Raw genomic sequence first — 16,774 nt, forward strand, 5'->3', positions numbered from 1 at the left:
GCGACAGCGGTACGGGCTTAATTTAGATCAAACGTGCCGCCACCGCCGGGCGTATGATAGCCGCATGGCTCCCCAAGCAAAATTCGATGAATCCGGCAACGATCAGGTCGCAACGCGGCTGACCGGCGTTGAAATGCGGCTGACCGTCGTCGAAACACGACTGACCGGCGTTGAAACACGGCTAACTGGCGTTGAAATGCGGCTGACCACTGTTGAAACAGATTTGGCTGTCATCAAGTCCAACTACGCCACGAAAGAGGATATCGCCCAACTCGAAGTCAAAATATTCCAGATGGAGACGCGCCTGATCAAATGGTTTATCGGCACCGCTGTCACCCTGTCAGCCGTGGTAGGCACCATCGCCTTCGCCGTAGCAAGATTTATTCATTAACAACACTCTCCTGCCTCACAGTCCGCCCCTCCATCCGGTCAACACAGTATAATTACCGCTGTTTGGCCGGCGCCCTTGCGCCCGCCGTTTCCACTATCTGATGAATTTTTAAGCGCATGCTAGCCCAACAAAAACAAGATATCTCGGCCCTGTTCCAGGCCGCCCTGGCCCCCATCCTGGCCGGCACTGAAGTCACCGCCAACGTCGTACTGGAGCGCCCGCGCGATCCTTCGCACGGTGACGTCGCCTGCAACATCGCCATGCAACTGGCCAAGCAGCTGAAAATGAACCCGCGCGAACTGGCCACCAAACTGGTTGACGCGCTGCTGGCCGACCCGGCCCGCAACGGCCTGATCGACAGCGCCGACATCGCCGGCCCAGGCTTCATCAATCTGCGCGTCAGCGCCGCCGCCAAACAGTCCGTGGTCAAGAGCGTGCTGCAACAAGGCGCCGCCTTCGGCATCGGCAATATCGGCAACGGCAAAAAAGTCATCATTGAATTCGTATCCGCCAACCCGACCGGGCCGCTGCACGTGGGCCACGGCCGCCAGGCGGCACTGGGCGACGCGCTGTCGTCGCTGTTCATCGCGCAAGGCTACGACGTTACCCGCGAGTTCTACTACAACGACGCCGGCGTGCAGATCCAGACGCTGGCCAACTCGGTGCAGGCGCGCCTGCGCGGCCACAAGCCGGGCGACGCCGAATGGCCGGAGTCGGCCTATAACGGCGACTACATCGCCGACATCGCCGAAGATTTCAAGCAGAAGAAAACCGTGTCCGCCTCGGACGGTTCGCCAGCCACCGCCTCCGGCGACGTGGAGGACATCGAATCGATCCGCGCCTTCGCCGTGACCTACCTGCGCAACGAGCAGGACATCGACCTGCAAGCCTTCGGCGTCAAGTTCGACAACTACTACCTGGAATCGTCGCTGTACGCGGACGGCAAGGTGGACGCCGCTGTCGAGCTGCTGAACAACTCCGGCAAGACCTACGAGGAAGAAGGCGCGTTGTGGCTGCGCACCGAAGACTACGGCGACGACAAGAACCGTGTGATGCGCAAGAAGGACGGCACCTACACCTACTTCGTGCCGGACGTGGCCTATCACATCGTCAAATTCCAGCGCGGCTACAACCAGGCGATCAACATCCAGGGTTCCGACCACCACGGCACCATCGCCCGCGTGCGCGCCGGCCTGCAGGCGGTCAACCTGGGCATCCCGCAAGGCTTCCCTGACTACGTGCTGCACAAAATGGTCACCGTGATGAAGGGCGGCGAGGAGGTCAAGATCTCCAAGCGCGCCGGCTCTTACGTCACCGTGCGCGACCTGATCGAATGGTCGGGCGGCGGCGACATTGACAAGGGCCGCGACGCCGTGCGCTTCTTCCTCATCTCGCGCAAAGCCGACACCGAATTCGTGTTCGACGTTGACGTGGCGCTGAAAACCTCGGACGAGAATCCGGTCTACTACGTGCAGTACGCGCACGCGCGCATCTGCCGCATGCTGGAACAATGGACCGGCGACGAAGCCTCGCTGACGAATGTCGACCTGTCGCCGCTGACCGCGCCGACCGAAGCAACGCTGCTGGCCACGCTGGCCGCCTATCCGGAAGCGCTGGCGCGTGCGCAGGCGGAACTGGGCCCGCACCAGATCGCGTTCTACCTGCGCGACCTGGCCGCCAACCTGCACAGCTTCTACTTTGCCGAGCGCGTGCTGGTCGACGACGAAGCGCTGAAGGCCGCCCGCATCGCGCTGATGGTCGCCACCCGCCAGGTGCTGCGCAACGGCCTGGCGCTGATCGGCGTTTCGGCTCCCAACAAAATGTAATTGCGAAGGACATCCCGCACAATGAATTTCCGTTCAAGCCGCTCCAGCTTCTTTACTCCTCGTACGCAACAGCAGGGCAACACCTTTGTCGGCATCGTGATTGGCCTGGTCATCGGCCTGAGTATCGCTGTCGTCGTGGCGCTGATGATTACCAAGGGCGCGACGCCGTTCACGGACAAGGGCCATCCGGGTAAAACAGCGGAACCGACTGCGGGACAGATCGCCGATCCGAACAAGCCGATGTACGGCAACAAGGACGCGGCGCGCGAAGCAGCCAAGGACCTGGCCAGGGAGCCGGCAGCGCCGGCGCCTGCCGCCCCACCTCCTGCGCCAGCCGCGCATGCGGCGGACCAGCTGCAGGCGATGGTCGACAAGATCCAGAACACGCCAGCGGCGCCAGCCAAACCGGCGCCGGCAACGCCTAACGCCGCCAACGTCGCGCCGCAGCCTGTGGCCAAGCCGGCCGCCGATGCGGCGGCCGCCGACGAGAAATACATCTACTACCTGCAAGCCGGCGCCTTCCGCGAAACGGCCGACGCCGAAAGCGCGCGCGCCAAGCTGGCCTTGCTGGGTTTTGAAGCGAATATCTCGGACCGCTCCACCGACACCGGCGTGCTGCACCGCGTGCGCCTCGGCCCTTACCACCAGGTCGAAGCGATGAACAAAGTCCGCAGCAAGCTGTCCGAAAACGGCATCGACGTGGCCGTTGTACGCAACCAAAAATAAGGAGTAACAATGCGCTTCCTGAAGTTCATCCTGACCGCTGTCACCCTGAGCGCCGTGGCCTTTGGCGCCGCCGCCTCGCCCACCGATCCAAAAGAAGGCGCTGAATACAAAACGCTGGCCAAGCCGCAGCCGGTAGACACTGGCAAGAAGGTCGAGATCATCGAATTCTTCGACTACGCCTGCCCGCACTGCGCCGGCTTCGACGCCACGCTGAACGCCTGGGTGAAAAAACAGGGCGACAACATCGTCTTCAAGCGTGTGCATATCGGCCGCCAGGGCACGGACCTGCCACAGGCAAAAATGTTCTACACGCTGCAAGCCATGGGCGTGCTGACACCTGAACTGCACACCAAATCCTTCAACGAAATCCACGTCAACCACAACCGCATGAACCGCGACGAGCAGGTCTTCGATTTCGTCGCCAAGCAAGGCGTGGACAAGCAGAAGTTCACCGACACCTACCGTGGTTTCGGCGTCGCCGCACAAGTGCGCAAGTCACTGTCCATGATGGATGCCTACAACGTCGAGTTCTGGCCGTTGCTGATCGTCGATGGTAAATACCAGACCGCGCCGTCGATGGCCGGCGCCGGCGCCACCAGCGAAGCGCAGCTGAACGACAACGTCACGCAAGTGCTGGACGTGCTGGTCGCCAAAGCCAAGGCAGAGAAGAAATAAGCATGGCGCCTTTGCGCGTCTTCATCACCGGCGCCTCCAGCGGCTTGGGCGAAGCACTCGCCCGCCAGTATGCCGCGCAGGGCGCCGTCCTCGGTCTGCTGGCCCGCCGTGGCGACTCGCTGGCCGCCCTCATCGCAACGCTGCCGAATCCACAGCAGCACCGCGCCTACGCGGTGGACGTGCGCGACCACGCCGCCATCAGCAACGCCGCGCAAGCCTTTCTCGCGCATGCCGGCGGCGTCGATGTGGTAATCGCCAATGCCGGCATCTCGGTTGGCACGCTGACCGAACACGCAGAAGACATCGCTGTATTCGCCGACATCATCGCCACCAATGTGACGGCCACCGCCGCCACCTTCTCGCCGTTTATCGCCGCCATGCGCGCGCAGCGCACGCCGGGACGGCTGGTAGGCATTGGCAGCGTGGCCGGCATACGCGGGCTGCCCGGCGCGGAAGCCTACAGCGCCTCCAAGGCCGCCGTGATCAGCTATTGCGAATCGCTGCGGCTGGAGATGAAACCCTACGGCATCCGCGTGGTGACCATCTGCCCCGGCTACATCGATACGCCGATGACGCAGGTGAATCCTTACCCGATGCCGTTCCTGATGGCGCCCGACAAATTTGCCGCGCGCGCCGCGCACGTCATCGCCGCCGGCGCCAGCTACGCCGTCATCCCATGGCAGATGGGCGTGGTCGCCAAGCTGCTGCGGCTGCTGCCAAACACCGTCTACGACTGGGCGTTCAGCAAGGCGCCGCACAAACCCCGCAAACCGGTCGGCCCGGCCGCACCGCATTAAGATGAATATAAACCAAGCCACGGCGCCTAGCCTGTCCGCGTCTGCCATCGCCGCGCATTGCGCGACCTCCGCCACCCATGTGGCGATTGAAACCGTCGCCGAAACCGGTTCCACCAACGCCGACCTGCTGGCGCGCATCGGCAGTCTGCCAGGCCCGCTGCTGCGCATCGCCGGCAACCAGACTGCGGGCCGTGGCCGAGCCGGCCGCAGCTGGCTGTCCAAACCCGGCGCCGCGCTGATGTTTTCGCTGGCCTGGCCATTCAAGGGACCGCTACACAAGATGTCGGGCCTACCGATGGCGGTGGGTGTGGCGCTGGCGGAAACCATCGGCTCGCTCGGCGTACCGGTGCAAATCAAATGGCCCAACGACCTGCTGCGCGACGGTGCCAAGCTGGCCGGCATCCTGGTCGAGACGCAGAAAACCAATGACGCCATCTGGGCCGTGATCGGCTGCGGCATCAACCTGCTGATGCCGGACGAACTGGAAACGCAGATCGGCCGCGAGGTGGCCAGCGCACCATGGCTGGCGCAAATGGACCGCAATCAATTGATGGCCGCCCTGCTCAGCCGCCTGGCTGCCGTGCTGGCGGAATTTGACGACACCGGCTTCGCGCCGTTCACCGAGCGCTGGAACGCGCTGCATGCCTGGCAAGGCATGGAGGTGGTGCTGCTGGACCAGGGCGAGGTAACGCAGCAAGGCCGCGCCGCCGGTGTCGACGCCATCGGCCGGCTGCTGCTCGACACCGACGCCGGCCGTGTGGAAATCCTGTCCGGCGACGTGTCGCTGCGCTTATCTGGAGCACAACCATGATATTACTGATCGACGCCGGCAACACCCGCGTCAAATGGGCGCTGGCCGCGCCGGGCGCGCAACTGGGCGCTTGGACCGCCAGCGGCGCCGCCACCCACGCCGACATGCCGCAACTGGAACTGGCCTGGTGCGAAGCCGCGTCGCTGCACGGAATTCGGCGCATCGTGATCGCCAACGTCGCCGGCAATGCGCTGCGCGTGCAGCTGGAATACGTGCTGCAACGCTGCCTGCCCGACGTCACACCGGACTGGTTTGCCTCCGTGCCGGCGCTGGCCGGCGTCACCAATGGCTACAGCAATCCGGCGCAGCTGGGCTGCGACCGTTTTGCCGCCGCCATCGCCGGCCATGCGCTGGCGCCAGACGCGCCGGTCATCGTGGTCAACTGCGGTACTGCCACCACCATCGACGCGGTGACGGCGGACGGCGTGTTCCTGGGCGGGATGATCCTGCCGGGACTGGGCCTGATGGCCAGTTCGCTGGCGCGCAACACCGCGCAGTTGCCGCAGATCGCGCAAGACGGTAAGCTGCCGGACGGATTCGCCGACAACACCGACGACGCCATCTTGAGCGGCATCCTGGCCGCGCAGAGCGGCGCCATCGAACATGCCTGCGCCGCGCACCACGGCGCTGCCTGCATCATCTCCGGCGGCGCCGCGCCATATATTGCGCCGATGCTGAAAGTACCGTACCGTATCGTTGAAAACATTGTGCTGATCGGGCTGCATGCCGCCGCCAACTAAGGAACGCCTCGTGCTGAAGTTTATTTTCTGGTCCCTGCTTGCCGTGAATGCCGTGCTGTTCGCGTATGGACGCGGCTATCTGGGACACTTCAGCGGCAACGAGCGCGAGCCGGAGCGCCTGCTCAACCAGCTGAACGCCAACAAGCTGGCCATCATCAGCGCCGAGAAAGCCCATCACGCGGCGGAAGCCAGCGCCGTGGCCGAAGCCAAGCCGGCGCCGCAAATGCAGGCCTGCGTGGAAATCGGCAGCTTCGTGCTGGCCGACGCACGCCGCTTCGAGGCACAGCTGGAGACGCTGAAACTGGGCGACCGCCAGTCGCGCCACAATCTGCCGGGCACCGAGGTATCGAGCTATATCGTTTATATTCCCTCGCAAGGCAGCAAGGAAGCCGCAGACAAGAAAGCCGGTGAATTGCGCGGTCTCGGCGTCACCAACTACTTCATCATGTCCGACAATTCTCCGCTGCGCTGGGGGATTTCGCTGGGCGTGTTCAAGACCGAAAACGCGGCGCAAAACCAGCTGGCCATGCTGATGAAGCAAGGCGTGCGCTCGGCGCGCGTGGCGCCGCGCATGAGCGGCAGCAAGCTGCTGGCGTTCCAGTTCCGCGACGTCGACACCGACCTCAAAGCCAAGCTGGAGAAAATCCGCGCCGGCTATGCCAACGCCGATCTCCGCAACTGCAAATAATCAGCGCTGCACCACGATGGGCTTCAGGCCCAGCGACGACGGCAGCGCCTGCGCCGCCTGTTGCGCCTCCTGGCGGCTGGCGAATGGTCCGCCGAACAACCGGAACACCGAACCGCCCTGCACCACTTCCATCAGATTGAATTTGCTACCCAGCTTGCTGCGCATCGCTTCGGCGTTTTCCGCGCGCGAGTAGGCGCCTAGTTGCAGGTAAAAGCCGCCGGTAGCGGCTTCGGTATTCGGTGCCGCGTATTCGGCTGGCGCGCGGTCGGCCAGCATCAGCGCTTCGATATCCTTCGGTGCGCCGCTGGCCGGTGCGGCCGGTGTCAGCACCAGCGGCGTGTCGATCATTTTCGCGGTGACCGTCGGCGTTGGCGCTGAGCTACCAGGCTCCGACGACGGCAGGCGCTCCTTGGGCTGCGCCGTCAGGCGCGGCTTGGTGCTGCCGGACAGGCCTTCGCGGGTGGCCAGCATACGCTCGATTTCTTCCGGCAAAATGCGTTCGATCTTCAGCTCGTGGCTGCCCTTGCCCAGCAAGCCGAGTTTCAGCGCCGCCGTGTACGACACGTCGATGGCGCGGTTGGCGTGGAACGGTCCACGATCATTGATGCGCACCACCACGGTGGCGCCGCTGACCATATTGCTCAAGCGCGCGTAGGAAGGAATCGGCAGCGTCGGATGCGCGGCGGTCATCTTGTACATATCGTACAGCTCACCGGACGAGGTACGCTGTCCATGGAATTTCTTGCCATACCAGCTGCCAATGCCGATCTGCGTGTACGGCTCCTCATTGGTGATCGGCGTATAGGTTTTACCGAACACCACATAGGGACGGTTGGAGCGCGGCAGCAGCGGATCGTTGCGCACATCGGCGTCCGGCGTATCGGCCAGGTTGGACGGCGGAGAATCGCCCGGACCATCGTCCTGGTAATAGCCGCCGCGCCCGGAGTTTGCCGGCGGCAGCACTGGCAGCGACGGATCGGTCTTCTTCACGGTCGGCGGCTTGATCACCGGCGATGGAATCTGCACCGGGCGCGGCGTGCGCTCCGCCACCGGCGCGGTGCCGCAGCCGACCAGCACCAGCGCCGCCGCCATCGCCGACAGATTCAGCAGACGCCTATCTTGCCGGCGCATTCGCATCCTCTTTGTCCTGTAGTTCCACGTTGCCCTTATCCTTCTCTGACGGGCGTTTGCCCAGCAGGTAATAATCCAGCGCCTTGCGTGTGATCGGCGCGGCTTCCGCACCGCCCATGCCGGCATTTTCCACCACCATGGCCAGCACGATGCGCGGCTTGTCCACCGGCGCAAACGCGGTGAACAGCGCGTTGTCGCGCAGGCGCTCGGCCAGCTTGGCGGCGTTGTACTTCTCGCCTTTTTTGATCGACACCACCTGCGCCGTGCCGGTCTTGCCGCCTATCGTATAGCCGGCGTTGCCGAACACCCGATAGGCGGTGCCGCCCGGTTCACTGGTCACGCCGACCATGGCGTTTTTTACAAAATCGATATTCTCCTGCTTGAGCGGGATGCGGTAGCTTTGCTGCGCCACCGTCAACTTGCGCGCGCGCGAGGTACTATCCTCGACCATCTTCACCAGATGCGGCTTCATGACCACGCCGTTATTAGCAAGATTGGCAACAGCGTGCGCAATCTGCAAAGGCGTGTAGGCATTCAGGCCGGACCCGTTTGAAACCGAGATAGTATCACCACCGACCCAGCGTCCCGCCGCACCTTTGAAGCGACGCCGTTTCCACTCGGGCGAAGGCAGCACGCCGGTCTTTTCATTTTCCAGATCGATGCCGGTCTTTTCGCCAAAGCCAAACGGCTGCATGAAGTCGTGTATGGCCTGGATGCCCATGTCATTACCCAGCGCATAGTAGTAGGTATTGCAGGACACGATGATGGACTTGCGCATATCGACCGAACCATGGCCGCCGACCACGTCGTCGTTGAAGCGGTGATTACCCAGCACGAAGTAGCCGGGATCATAGGTCACCTGCGACGGCGTGCGCTTGCCCAGCTCCAGCGCGGCCAGCGCCATGAAAGGCTTGAAGGTCGATCCCGGCGCGTAGGTGCCGGACAGCGGGCGGTTGATCATCGGCCGGTCCGGCGAGTTGTTCAGCTCATCCCAGCTTTGCGTATCGATGCCGTCAACGAACAGATTCGGATCGTAGCCGGGCCGCGAGACGTAGGCCAGGATGTCGCCAGTCTCAGGCTCGATGGCGACAAAAGCGCCACGGCGCTTGCCGAACGCTTCTTCGACGATTTTCTGCAATTCGATGTCGATCGACAGTATCAGGTTGCTGCCCGGCTTGGGCGGGGTGCGCGACAGTGTGCGCACCGCGCGGCCGCCGGAAGTTTTTTCCACTTCCTCGTAACCGGTCTGCCCGTGCAGCAGCTTCTCATAGCTTTTCTCCAGGCCTTCCTTGCCGATATGGTCGGTGCCGCGATAGTTGGCTGCGTCGTCGCTATCATCCAGCGCATCCGCCTCGGCGCGGCTCACGCGGCCGATATAGCCGATGACATGCGACGCGGTTTCACCCAGTGGATACTGGCGGAACAAGCGTGCCTGCACTTCGACGCCGGGAAAGCGGAAATGCTGGGCGGTGAAGCGCGCCACTTCCTCGTCGCTGAGGCGGGTGCGCAGCGGTACGCTCTCGAAGCCCTTGGCGTCGTCCAGCAGCTTCTTGAAACGGCGGCGGTCGCGCACGTCGATCTCCACCAGCCTTGAAAGCTGATTGATGGTGTCGTCCAGCGAGGCTTCCAGCTTGGACGGCGTAATCTCCAGCGTGTAGGCCGAATAGTTACTCGCCAGGACCACGCCGTTGCGGTCCAAAATCAGCCCGCGGTTCGGCACGACGGGCACCAGCGAGATACGATTCTCCTCTGCCTTGACGGCAAAGGTTTCGTGCTGGATCACCTGCAGCCACACGAAACGCGCCAGCAGCAGGAAGAAGCATACGAACACCAGCGCGCCGAGCACCGTGACGCGCAGGCGGAATTCGCGCATCTCCACTTCATTATCTTTAAACTCGGTCATCCGCGCACTTCCCTTGCATGCCGCTGGATACTCATCAAGATACCGCCGCCCAGGCCCAGCGTCATCAGCGCGGTGCCGCCGTAGCTCATGAACGGCAGCGGTACGCCGACCACCGGAATAATCCCGCTTACCATGCCCATGTTGACGAAGGCGTAGGTGAAGTAAATCATGGTGATGGCGCCGGCCAGCAGGCGCGTGAACAGCGTCGGGGCATTCAGCGTGATGCTCAGGCCACGCCAGATCAGCAGCAGGTAGAGCAGCATCAGCACCAGGTTGCCGACCAGCCCGAACTCCTCCGAGAACACGGCAAAAATAAAGTCGGTGGTGCGTTCAGGGATGAATTCCAGGTGGGTCTGGGTGCCGTGCGTCCAGCCCTTGCCGGTCACGCCGCCGGAACCGATGGCGATCATCGACTGGATGATGTGGAAGCCTTTGCCCAGCGGGTCGTGATAAGGATCGATCAGCGTCAGCACGCGGTCGCGCTGATAGTCATGCATGAAGGTCCACAACACCGGCAATGCGCCGGCGGCGACTGCAAACAAGGCGCCCAGCGCCTTCCACGACAGGCCGCCGAGGAAGATCACGCTGGCGCCGGCCATGGTCACCATCATGGCAGTGCCCAGGTCAGGCTGGCGCGCGATCAGGGCGGCCGGTATCGCCAGCAGCACAGCGGCGGTGATATACGTGCGCCAGTTGACGTGGCCTTGCTCGCGCTGGAAGAACCAGGCCAGCATCAGCGGCATGGCGATCTTCATCAGCTCCGACGGCTGGATCTGCGTGCCCACATACAGCCAGCGGCGCGAGCCGCCCTTGATGATGCCGAACAGCGCCACCGCCACCAGCAGCGCAACGCCGATCGCATATGCCGGCACCGCCAGCCGCATCATCATCTGCGGTGGAATATTCGCCACCAGCCATAGCACCAGCACTGCCGCCGCGATATTGCGCAGCTGGTCCCACACCTTGCCGGGAATGGCGATGCCGGCCGAATACAGCGTGACCAGCCCCACCGACAGCAGCGCCGCGATGATCAGCGCCAGCGGCGCATCGAACACCATCACGTAGGGGCGCAGGTGCTGCCACCACGTACGGCCATCCGCAAGGCCCATCAGGTCTGCACCAGCTTGCGGTGCCGCTGGATACTCATCAGGATGCCGCCGGCCAGGCCCAGCGTCACCAGCGCGGTGCCGCCATAGCTCATAAACGGCAAGGGCACGCCCACTACCGGCAGGATGCCGCTGACCATGCCCATGTTGACGAAGGCATAGGCGAAGTAAATCATGGTCATCGCGCCAGCCAGCAGGCGGGTGAACAGATTCGGTGCGTTCCCGGCGATCATCAGGCCGCGGCCGATCAGCAGCAGGTATAGCACCATCAGGATCAGATTGCCCACCAGGCCGAATTCTTCTGAATAGACGGCGAAGATAAAGTCGGTGGTGCGCTCGGGGATGAATTCAAGGTGGGCCTGCGTGCCATGCGTCCAGCCCTTGCCGGTGATGCCGCCCGAGCCAACGGCGATGGTGGACTGGATGATGTGGAAGCCCTTGCCCAGCGGGTCGGTGGTCGGATCGATCAGCGTCATCACGCGTTCGCGCTGGTAGTCGTGCAGCACCGACCAGATCACCGGCAGCGCGGCGGCGCCGGCCAGCAGCAAGGCCACCAGCGCTTTCCACGCCAGGCCGGCCAGGAAGATCACGCTGAAGCCGGCCGCCACCACCAGCAGCGCCGTGCCCAGGTCCGGCTGGCGTACCACCAGGCCGACCGGTACCGCCAGCAGCAGCGCCGCGACGCCGAACGATTGCCAGTTGAGGTGGCCGGAGCGGTTCTGAAAATACCACGCCAGCATCAGCGGCGTGACGATCTTCATGAATTCCGACGGCTGGATATCAATCCCGACGTGCAGCCAGCGCCGCGCCCCCAGCTTGATGATGCCGAACAGCGCCACGCACACCAGCAGGAACACCCCGGCCGCATAGGCCGGCACGGCAATCCGCATCATCATCTGCGGCGAGATATTCGACACCACCCACATCACGAAGAAGAACAGCACGATGTTGCGCATGTGGTCTTCCATCTTGCCGGGAATGCCGATGCTGGCCGAGTACAGCGTGATCATGCTGACCGTCAGCAGCATGATGAGGATAGCCGTCAGCGGTCCGTCGAAGACGGTGAAGTAAGGCCGCATGCGACGCCACAGCGAGCGTCTTTCATGGATGCGCATGGTCTGATAGTCCTTATTGTTTCTTCCGTTCCGGCGCGGCTGGCTGCGGCGCGGCGGTGGCTGGCGGCGGTGGCGCAACTGGCGCAGGGGCAGGCGATGGCGCAGGTTCGCGGCGGGTTTCACGCGCTGCCGCAGCAGCTTCCGCCGCCTCGGCATCCTCGATCGGCACGAATTCAGCCGCGTCTTCCTTCGGTACCTTGGTGGTTTCCTTATCGACCGGGCGCTTGCCCAGCAGGTAGAAGTCGAGCGCCTTGCGCGCGATGGGCGCCGCGATCTCCGCACCCCAGCCGGCGTTTTCCACCACCATCGCGACCACGATCTTCGGCTTGTCGGCCGGCGCGAAGGCGACGTACAGCGCGTTGTCGCGCAGGCGCTCGGCCAGCGCCGCCTTGTTGTACTTCTCGTTGGCCTTGATGCCGACCACCTGCGCGGTGCCAGTCTTGCCGCCCGAGGTATAGCCAGCGTTGGCGAAGGCGCGGTAGGCGGTGCCGCCCGGCTCACTGTTCACGCCCACCATTGCGCTCTTGATGATGTCGATGTTTTCCTGCTTGAGCGGGATGCGGTAGCTTTCCTTGGGCACGGTCAGGCGGCGCGCGCGTGTGCCGCCGTCTTCGATGATCTTGACCAGGTGCGGCTTCATCACCACGCCGTCATTGGCCAGGTTGGCCATGGCGTGCGCGATCTGCAGCGGCGTGTACGAGTTATAGCCGGAACCGTTCGACACAGAAATGGTATCGCCGCCGACCCAGCGGCCAGCGTTGCCCTTGAAGCGCTTGCTCTTCCACTCCTTGGACGGCAGCACACCGGTCTTCTCGTTATCCAGGTCGATGCCGGTCTTCTGGCCAAAGCCGAACGGCGCCATGAACTTGGTGATCGGGTCGATCCCCATGTCGTTGCCGAGCTGGTAGTAATAGGTATTGCAGGAGACGATGATGGAGCGGCGCAGGTCGACGTTGCCGTGGCCGCCGACCTTATCGTCGCGGAACTTGTGGCCGCCCAGGTAGAAGAAGCCCGGATCGGGATAGGCGGTGGCGGCGTTGCGCTTGCCCAGCTCCAGCGCGGCCAGCGCCATGAACGGCTTGAAGGTCGAACCCGGCGCGTAGGTGCCGGACAGCGGGCGGTTGATCATCGGCCGGTCGAGCGAGGTATTCAGCTCATTCCAGCTTTGCGAGTCGATGCCGTCAACGAACAGGTTGGGATCATAGCCGGGACGCGAGACGTAAGCCAGGATGTCGCCGGTTTCCGGCTCAATCGCGACAAACGCGCCGCGCCATTCGCCGAACGCTTCTTCCACCACTTTCTGCAGCTCGATGTCGATCGACAGTATCAGGTTATTACCCGGCGTGGCGGGCGTGCGCGACAAGGTGCGGATGGCGCGACCGCCAGCCGACACTTCCACTTCCTGGTAGCCGGTCTGGCCATGCAGCTGCTTCTCGTAGCTTTTCTCCAGGCCTTCCTTGCCGATATGGTCGGTGCCCTTGTAGTTGGCAGCATCGTCGGTGGCTTCGATCGCCTTGATTTCGGACTGGTTGATGCGGCCGATATAGCCGATCACGTGCGATGCGGTTTCACCCAGCGGATACTGGCGGAATAAGCGCGCCTGCACTTCCACGCCGGGGAAGCGGAAACGCTGCGCGCTGAAGCGCGCCACTTCCTCGTCGGTGAGGCGGGTGCGCAGCGGCACGCCTTCAAAACTCTTCGATTCGTCCAGCAGCTTCTTGAAGCGGCGGCGATCCTTGACATCGATCTCCACCAGCTTGGAGAGTTCGTCGATCGCTTCGTCCAGCGTGGTGTGCAGCTTGGACGGCGTGACTTCCAGCGTATAGGCCGAGTAGTTACGCGCCAACAGCACGCCTTTGCGGTCGTAGATCAGGCCGCGGTTCGGCACGATCGGCACGATGGCGATGCGGTTCTCTTCCGCCTTGACGGCGAAGTCGTTGTACTTGATCACCTGCAGCCAGATGAAGCGCATCAGCAGCAAGCCAAAGCAGAAAAACACCAGCCCGCCGATCACCGTCAGGCGCAGGCGGAACTGCTGTAGTTCGCGCTGATTGTCCTTTATTTCAGTCATGCCGGAACCGCTGCGTCAGATGGGGCGCGTATGGTCGCGGTCCACCGCGCGCCGCTGCGGCGCCAGCAGCAGCCAGGTTGCCACTGGCCACAGCGCCACGGCCACCGCGCTCTCGATGAAATAGAACCAGCCGGGGAATTTGCCCGACACGAAGAAGCGCACGATCAGCTGCACCGATTGCGCCATCAGTAGCAGCGGGAATACATGCAGCGCCTGGGTCATGATCGGGAACCACAGCACCCGGCGGTGCAGCATGATGGCAAAGTAGGACAGCAGCGTGTACGACAGCGCGTTCTCGCCCAGCAGCGTGGCGTCATGCACATCCATCAGCAGGCCCAGCACGAAGGCGGTGCCGATGCCAACCTTGCGCGGCTGATGCACGCCCCAGAACACCAGCACCAGCGCGACGAAATCCGGCACGCCGATGAATTGCCCCCAGGGCAGGAGGTTCAGCAAAAAAGCGCAGAACAGGCTGAAGGCGATGAACAGCGGGCTGACCGGCAGCAGGATGTAGTGCGGACGATTCATCGTGCCGGCTCCTTGGGTTGGGTGGCAGCAGCCGGGGCCGGCGTTGCCGCAGCGGCTGGCGTGGCCGGCTTCGGCGCAGGAGGCTGGTGCGGTATCAGTCCTGGCGTGGCGTTCTGCGAGGTTGCGGCAGCCGGCGCGGCGGCGGCGGTGACAGCGGTAGCAGCACCGGCTGGCGCGGCCTCCTCTTTCGGCGCGTCCTTGATCGGCGCCATCTTGTTATTGCCCTTGCGCGGCGCGCGCGGTTCTTCTTCGGGCGGACGCGGAGGCAGCTCCGGCGTCGACATCAGTATCAGCAGCTGGGTATTGTTGGCGATACCGGCCAGCGGCTGGCAGATCACACCGCCGAAGGAACCGCCGGCGCTGTTTTCCACCTGCGTCACCCGCGCCACCGCCAGGCCGGCCGGGTAGACGCCATCCAGGCCGGAGGTGACCACGATATCGCCCACCTGGATATCGGCATTCGGCGCGGTGAAGCGCAGTTCCAGATTGCCGGACTTGCCGCGGCCATAGGCCACGCTGCGCAAGCCATTGCGCAGCAGCTGCACGGGTATCGCCTGCTCCTTGTCGGACAGCAGTGTCACCTCGGAGGTGAACGGGAACACGCGGGTCACCTGGCCGACCACGCCCTGGTTGTCGATCACCGGCAGGCCAAGCGCTACATCGTTGCGGCTACCGCGATCGAGAATGAGCTTGCGGCTGTTGACGTCGCGCGCGTCGTACAGCACCTCGGCCAGCATCGACTTCACCGGCAGATGCTGGCGCGCGTCGAACAGGCGGCGCAGCTGCGCGTTCTCGGCCGCCTGGAGCTGCGCCTGCTGCAAAGCCTGCGAGTTGGCGATCTGCTGGGTTTTCAGGTCGCGCACCTGCTTTTCCAGCGACGACAAGGTAGAGAAATAATCACCGACGCCGTAGATGGCGTCGCGCGGCAGCAAGGCCGCCATTTGCAGCGGATACAGTACGGTGCCGGCTACCTTGCGCACCGTCACCAGCGTGCGCATATGTGAGTCGACCAAAAGCAGTGCAATCGAGATGCACGCGAACACCATCATCTTGACCCGGGCCGAAGCGCCCTGCTTGAAAAGTGGCGGAGGACTGTATTCCATGACTTCCAAATAATCCGGCGCTCGCGCGCCAACGAGACTGTCAACTCACCCAAAACAACCGGGGCCGCTGTTTGGCGGCCCCGGTTTTGTCAGATCACTCGTAGGAGAAGATCGAGCCCAGTTGATCCATGCGCTCCAGCGCCATGCCCGAGCCGCGCACCACGCAGGTCAGCGGATCTTCGGCCACCAGCACCGGCAGGCCGGTTTCTTCCATCAGCAGACGGTCCAGGTCGCGCAGCAGCGCGCCGCCGCCGGTCAGCATCATGCCTTTTTCGGCGATGTCGGCGCCCAGCTCCGGCGGGGTCTGTTCCAGCGCGTTCTTCACCGCCGAGACGATGTTGTTCAGCGGGTCGGTCAGCGCTTCCAGGATCTCGTTCGACGATATGGTGAACGAGCGCGGGATGCCTTCCGACAGGTTGCGGCCCTTGACTTCCATTTCCTTGACTTCCGAGCCAGGGAAGGCCGAGCCGATGGCTTTCTTGATCGCTTCCGCAGTCTGTTCGCCGATCAGCATGCCGTAGTTACGGCGGATGTAGTTGACGATAGCTTCATCGAACTTGTCGCCGCCCACGCGCACCGAACCTTTGTAGACCATGCCGCCCAGCGAGATGATGCCCACTTCGGTGGTGCCGCCGCCGATGTCGACCACCATCGAGCCGGTCGCATCCGACACTGGCAGGCCGGCGCCGATCGCTGCCGCCATCGGTTCTTCGATCAGGTACACCTGCGAGGCGCCGGCGCCGAGCGCCGATTCACGGATCGCACGGCGTTCCACCTGGGTCGAGCCGCATGGCACGCAAATGATGATGCGTGGCGAAGGACGGAAGAATTTGGAGTCGTGCACCATGCGGATGAACTGCTTCAGCATCTGTTCGGTGACGGTGAAGTCGGCAATCACGCCGTCTTTCATCGGGCGGATCGCCTCGATATTGCCAGGCACCTTGCCCAGCATCTGCTTTGCTTCTTTACCAACTGCCTGGATGGTCTTCTTGCCATTTGGTCCGCCTTCCTGGCGGATGGCGACGACCGACGGTTCATCAAGGACGATACCTTGGCCGCGAACGTAGATCAGGGTGTTGGCCGTGCCCAAGTCAATGGCCAGGTCGGAGGAAATGTAACGACGTAAAAAACCAAACATTAAAGTGTCCTGTGGCGCTACCTGC

The 16,774-nt window shown here is 63.3% G+C and carries 16 protein-coding genes; 8 read left to right on the top strand and 8 right to left on the bottom strand.

Annotated features, from left to right (window positions below; all coding sequences use genetic code 11):
- Positions 1-64: 64 nt before the first annotated feature.
- The 8 genes from KW842_RS19600 (at position 65) to KW842_RS19635 (ending at position 6,654) form a co-directional block, all read left to right on the top strand.
- On the top strand, positions 65-391 hold the full coding sequence (locus KW842_RS19600; protein WP_218305798.1) for a hypothetical protein: 327 nt from the start codon (positions 65-67) through the stop codon (positions 389-391).
- Between the two features lie 116 nt (positions 392-507).
- Complete coding sequence (gene argS, locus KW842_RS19605; protein ID WP_218305799.1) at positions 508-2,217, top strand: arginine--tRNA ligase; 1,710 nt, start codon at positions 508-510, stop codon at positions 2,215-2,217.
- Positions 2,218-2,238: 21 nt separating this feature from the next.
- A complete protein-coding gene (locus tag KW842_RS19610; RefSeq protein ID WP_218305800.1) occupies positions 2,239-2,943 on the top strand; it encodes an SPOR domain-containing protein in 705 nt (234 codons plus the stop codon).
- Between the two features lie 9 nt (positions 2,944-2,952).
- A complete protein-coding gene (locus tag KW842_RS19615) occupies positions 2,953-3,618 on the top strand; it encodes a thiol:disulfide interchange protein DsbA/DsbL (protein ID WP_218305801.1) in 666 nt (221 codons plus the stop codon).
- Between the two features lie 2 nt (positions 3,619-3,620).
- On the top strand, positions 3,621-4,415 hold the full coding sequence (locus tag KW842_RS19620) for an SDR family oxidoreductase (protein WP_218305802.1): 795 nt from the start codon (positions 3,621-3,623) through the stop codon (positions 4,413-4,415).
- 1 nt (position 4,416) lies between these two features.
- A complete protein-coding gene (locus KW842_RS19625) occupies positions 4,417-5,226 on the top strand; it encodes a biotin--[acetyl-CoA-carboxylase] ligase (RefSeq protein ID WP_218305803.1) in 810 nt (269 codons plus the stop codon).
- Positions 5,223-5,966: a type III pantothenate kinase gene (locus KW842_RS19630; protein ID WP_218305804.1), complete on the top strand. Its 744-nt coding sequence runs from the start codon at positions 5,223-5,225 to the stop codon at positions 5,964-5,966. The genes KW842_RS19625 and KW842_RS19630 overlap by 4 nt, the downstream gene beginning before the upstream one ends.
- 10 nt (positions 5,967-5,976) lie before the next feature.
- Positions 5,977-6,654 (top strand): SPOR domain-containing protein, encoded by a 678-nt coding sequence (locus KW842_RS19635; RefSeq protein WP_218305805.1) that lies wholly within the window; start codon positions 5,977-5,979, stop codon positions 6,652-6,654.
- On the opposite strand, the gene KW842_RS19640 is transcribed toward KW842_RS19635, so the two are convergent.
- From KW842_RS19640 to KW842_RS19675, 8 genes are all read right to left on the bottom strand, one after another.
- Entirely contained in the window at positions 6,655-7,785 is a 1,131-nt protein-coding gene (locus tag KW842_RS19640; RefSeq protein ID WP_218305806.1) for a septal ring lytic transglycosylase RlpA family protein, read from the bottom strand.
- Positions 7,769-9,688 (bottom strand): penicillin-binding protein 2, encoded by a 1,920-nt coding sequence (gene mrdA / locus KW842_RS19645; RefSeq protein ID WP_218305807.1) that lies wholly within the window; start codon positions 9,686-9,688, stop codon positions 7,769-7,771. Before mrdA (KW842_RS19645) ends, KW842_RS19640 begins: the two co-directional genes overlap by 17 nt.
- Entirely contained in the window at positions 9,685-10,797 is a 1,113-nt protein-coding gene (gene rodA / locus KW842_RS19650) for a rod shape-determining protein RodA (RefSeq protein ID WP_218305808.1), read from the bottom strand. Before rodA (KW842_RS19650) ends, mrdA (KW842_RS19645) begins: the two co-directional genes overlap by 4 nt.
- On the bottom strand, positions 10,797-11,909 hold the full coding sequence (rodA, locus tag KW842_RS19655) for a rod shape-determining protein RodA (RefSeq protein WP_218305809.1): 1,113 nt from the start codon (positions 11,907-11,909) through the stop codon (positions 10,797-10,799). The genes rodA (KW842_RS19650) and rodA (KW842_RS19655) overlap by 1 nt, the downstream gene beginning before the upstream one ends.
- Before the next feature lie 13 nt (positions 11,910-11,922).
- Positions 11,923-13,980, bottom strand: a complete 2,058-nt coding sequence (gene mrdA / locus KW842_RS19660; RefSeq protein WP_218305810.1) for a penicillin-binding protein 2 — start codon at positions 13,978-13,980, stop codon at positions 11,923-11,925.
- 15 nt (positions 13,981-13,995) lie between these two features.
- Complete coding sequence (mreD, locus tag KW842_RS19665; protein WP_218305811.1) at positions 13,996-14,508, bottom strand: rod shape-determining protein MreD; 513 nt, start codon at positions 14,506-14,508, stop codon at positions 13,996-13,998.
- Positions 14,505-15,611, bottom strand: coding sequence for a rod shape-determining protein MreC (gene mreC, locus KW842_RS19670; RefSeq protein WP_218305812.1), 1,107 nt, complete (start codon positions 15,609-15,611; stop codon positions 14,505-14,507). The genes mreD and mreC overlap by 4 nt, the downstream gene beginning before the upstream one ends.
- Positions 15,612-15,705: 94 nt before the next feature.
- Entirely contained in the window at positions 15,706-16,749 is a 1,044-nt protein-coding gene (locus KW842_RS19675; RefSeq protein ID WP_072789105.1) for a rod shape-determining protein, read from the bottom strand.
- Positions 16,750-16,774 lie beyond the last annotated feature (25 nt).

The organism is Duganella sp. sic0402 (genome assembly GCF_019219065.1).
Classification (GTDB): Bacteria; Pseudomonadota; Gammaproteobacteria; order Burkholderiales; family Burkholderiaceae_D; genus Rugamonas.

Excerpts from the sequence above, each read along its gene's own strand:
- KW842_RS19675 (WP_072789105.1), bottom strand. The coding sequence starts at position 16,749 with ATGTTTGGTTTTTTACGTCGTTACATTTCCTCCGACCTGGCCATTGAC.
- KW842_RS19615 (WP_218305801.1), top strand. The coding sequence starts at position 2,953 with ATGCGCTTCCTGAAGTTCATCCTGACCGCTGTCACCCTGAGCGCCGTG.
- mreD (WP_218305811.1), bottom strand. The coding sequence starts at position 14,508 with ATGAATCGTCCGCACTACATCCTGCTGCCGGTCAGCCCGCTGTTCATC.
- mrdA (WP_218305807.1), bottom strand. The coding sequence starts at position 9,688 with ATGACCGAGTTTAAAGATAATGAAGTGGAGATGCGCGAATTCCGCCTG.
- mrdA (WP_218305810.1), bottom strand. The coding sequence starts at position 13,980 with ATGACTGAAATAAAGGACAATCAGCGCGAACTACAGCAGTTCCGCCTG.
- KW842_RS19630 (WP_218305804.1), top strand. The coding sequence starts at position 5,223 with ATGATATTACTGATCGACGCCGGCAACACCCGCGTCAAATGGGCGCTG.
- KW842_RS19600 (WP_218305798.1), top strand. The coding sequence starts at position 65 with ATGGCTCCCCAAGCAAAATTCGATGAATCCGGCAACGATCAGGTCGCA.
- argS (WP_218305799.1), top strand. The coding sequence starts at position 508 with ATGCTAGCCCAACAAAAACAAGATATCTCGGCCCTGTTCCAGGCCGCC.
- mreC (WP_218305812.1), bottom strand. The coding sequence starts at position 15,611 with ATGGAATACAGTCCTCCGCCACTTTTCAAGCAGGGCGCTTCGGCCCGG.
- rodA (WP_218305809.1), bottom strand. The coding sequence starts at position 11,909 with ATGCGCATCCATGAAAGACGCTCGCTGTGGCGTCGCATGCGGCCTTAC.
- KW842_RS19620 (WP_218305802.1), top strand. The coding sequence starts at position 3,621 with ATGGCGCCTTTGCGCGTCTTCATCACCGGCGCCTCCAGCGGCTTGGGC.
- rodA (WP_218305808.1), bottom strand. The coding sequence starts at position 10,797 with ATGGGCCTTGCGGATGGCCGTACGTGGTGGCAGCACCTGCGCCCCTAC.
- KW842_RS19610 (WP_218305800.1), top strand. The coding sequence starts at position 2,239 with ATGAATTTCCGTTCAAGCCGCTCCAGCTTCTTTACTCCTCGTACGCAA.
- KW842_RS19640 (WP_218305806.1), bottom strand. The coding sequence starts at position 7,785 with ATGCGCCGGCAAGATAGGCGTCTGCTGAATCTGTCGGCGATGGCGGCG.
- KW842_RS19625 (WP_218305803.1), top strand. The coding sequence starts at position 4,417 with ATGAATATAAACCAAGCCACGGCGCCTAGCCTGTCCGCGTCTGCCATC.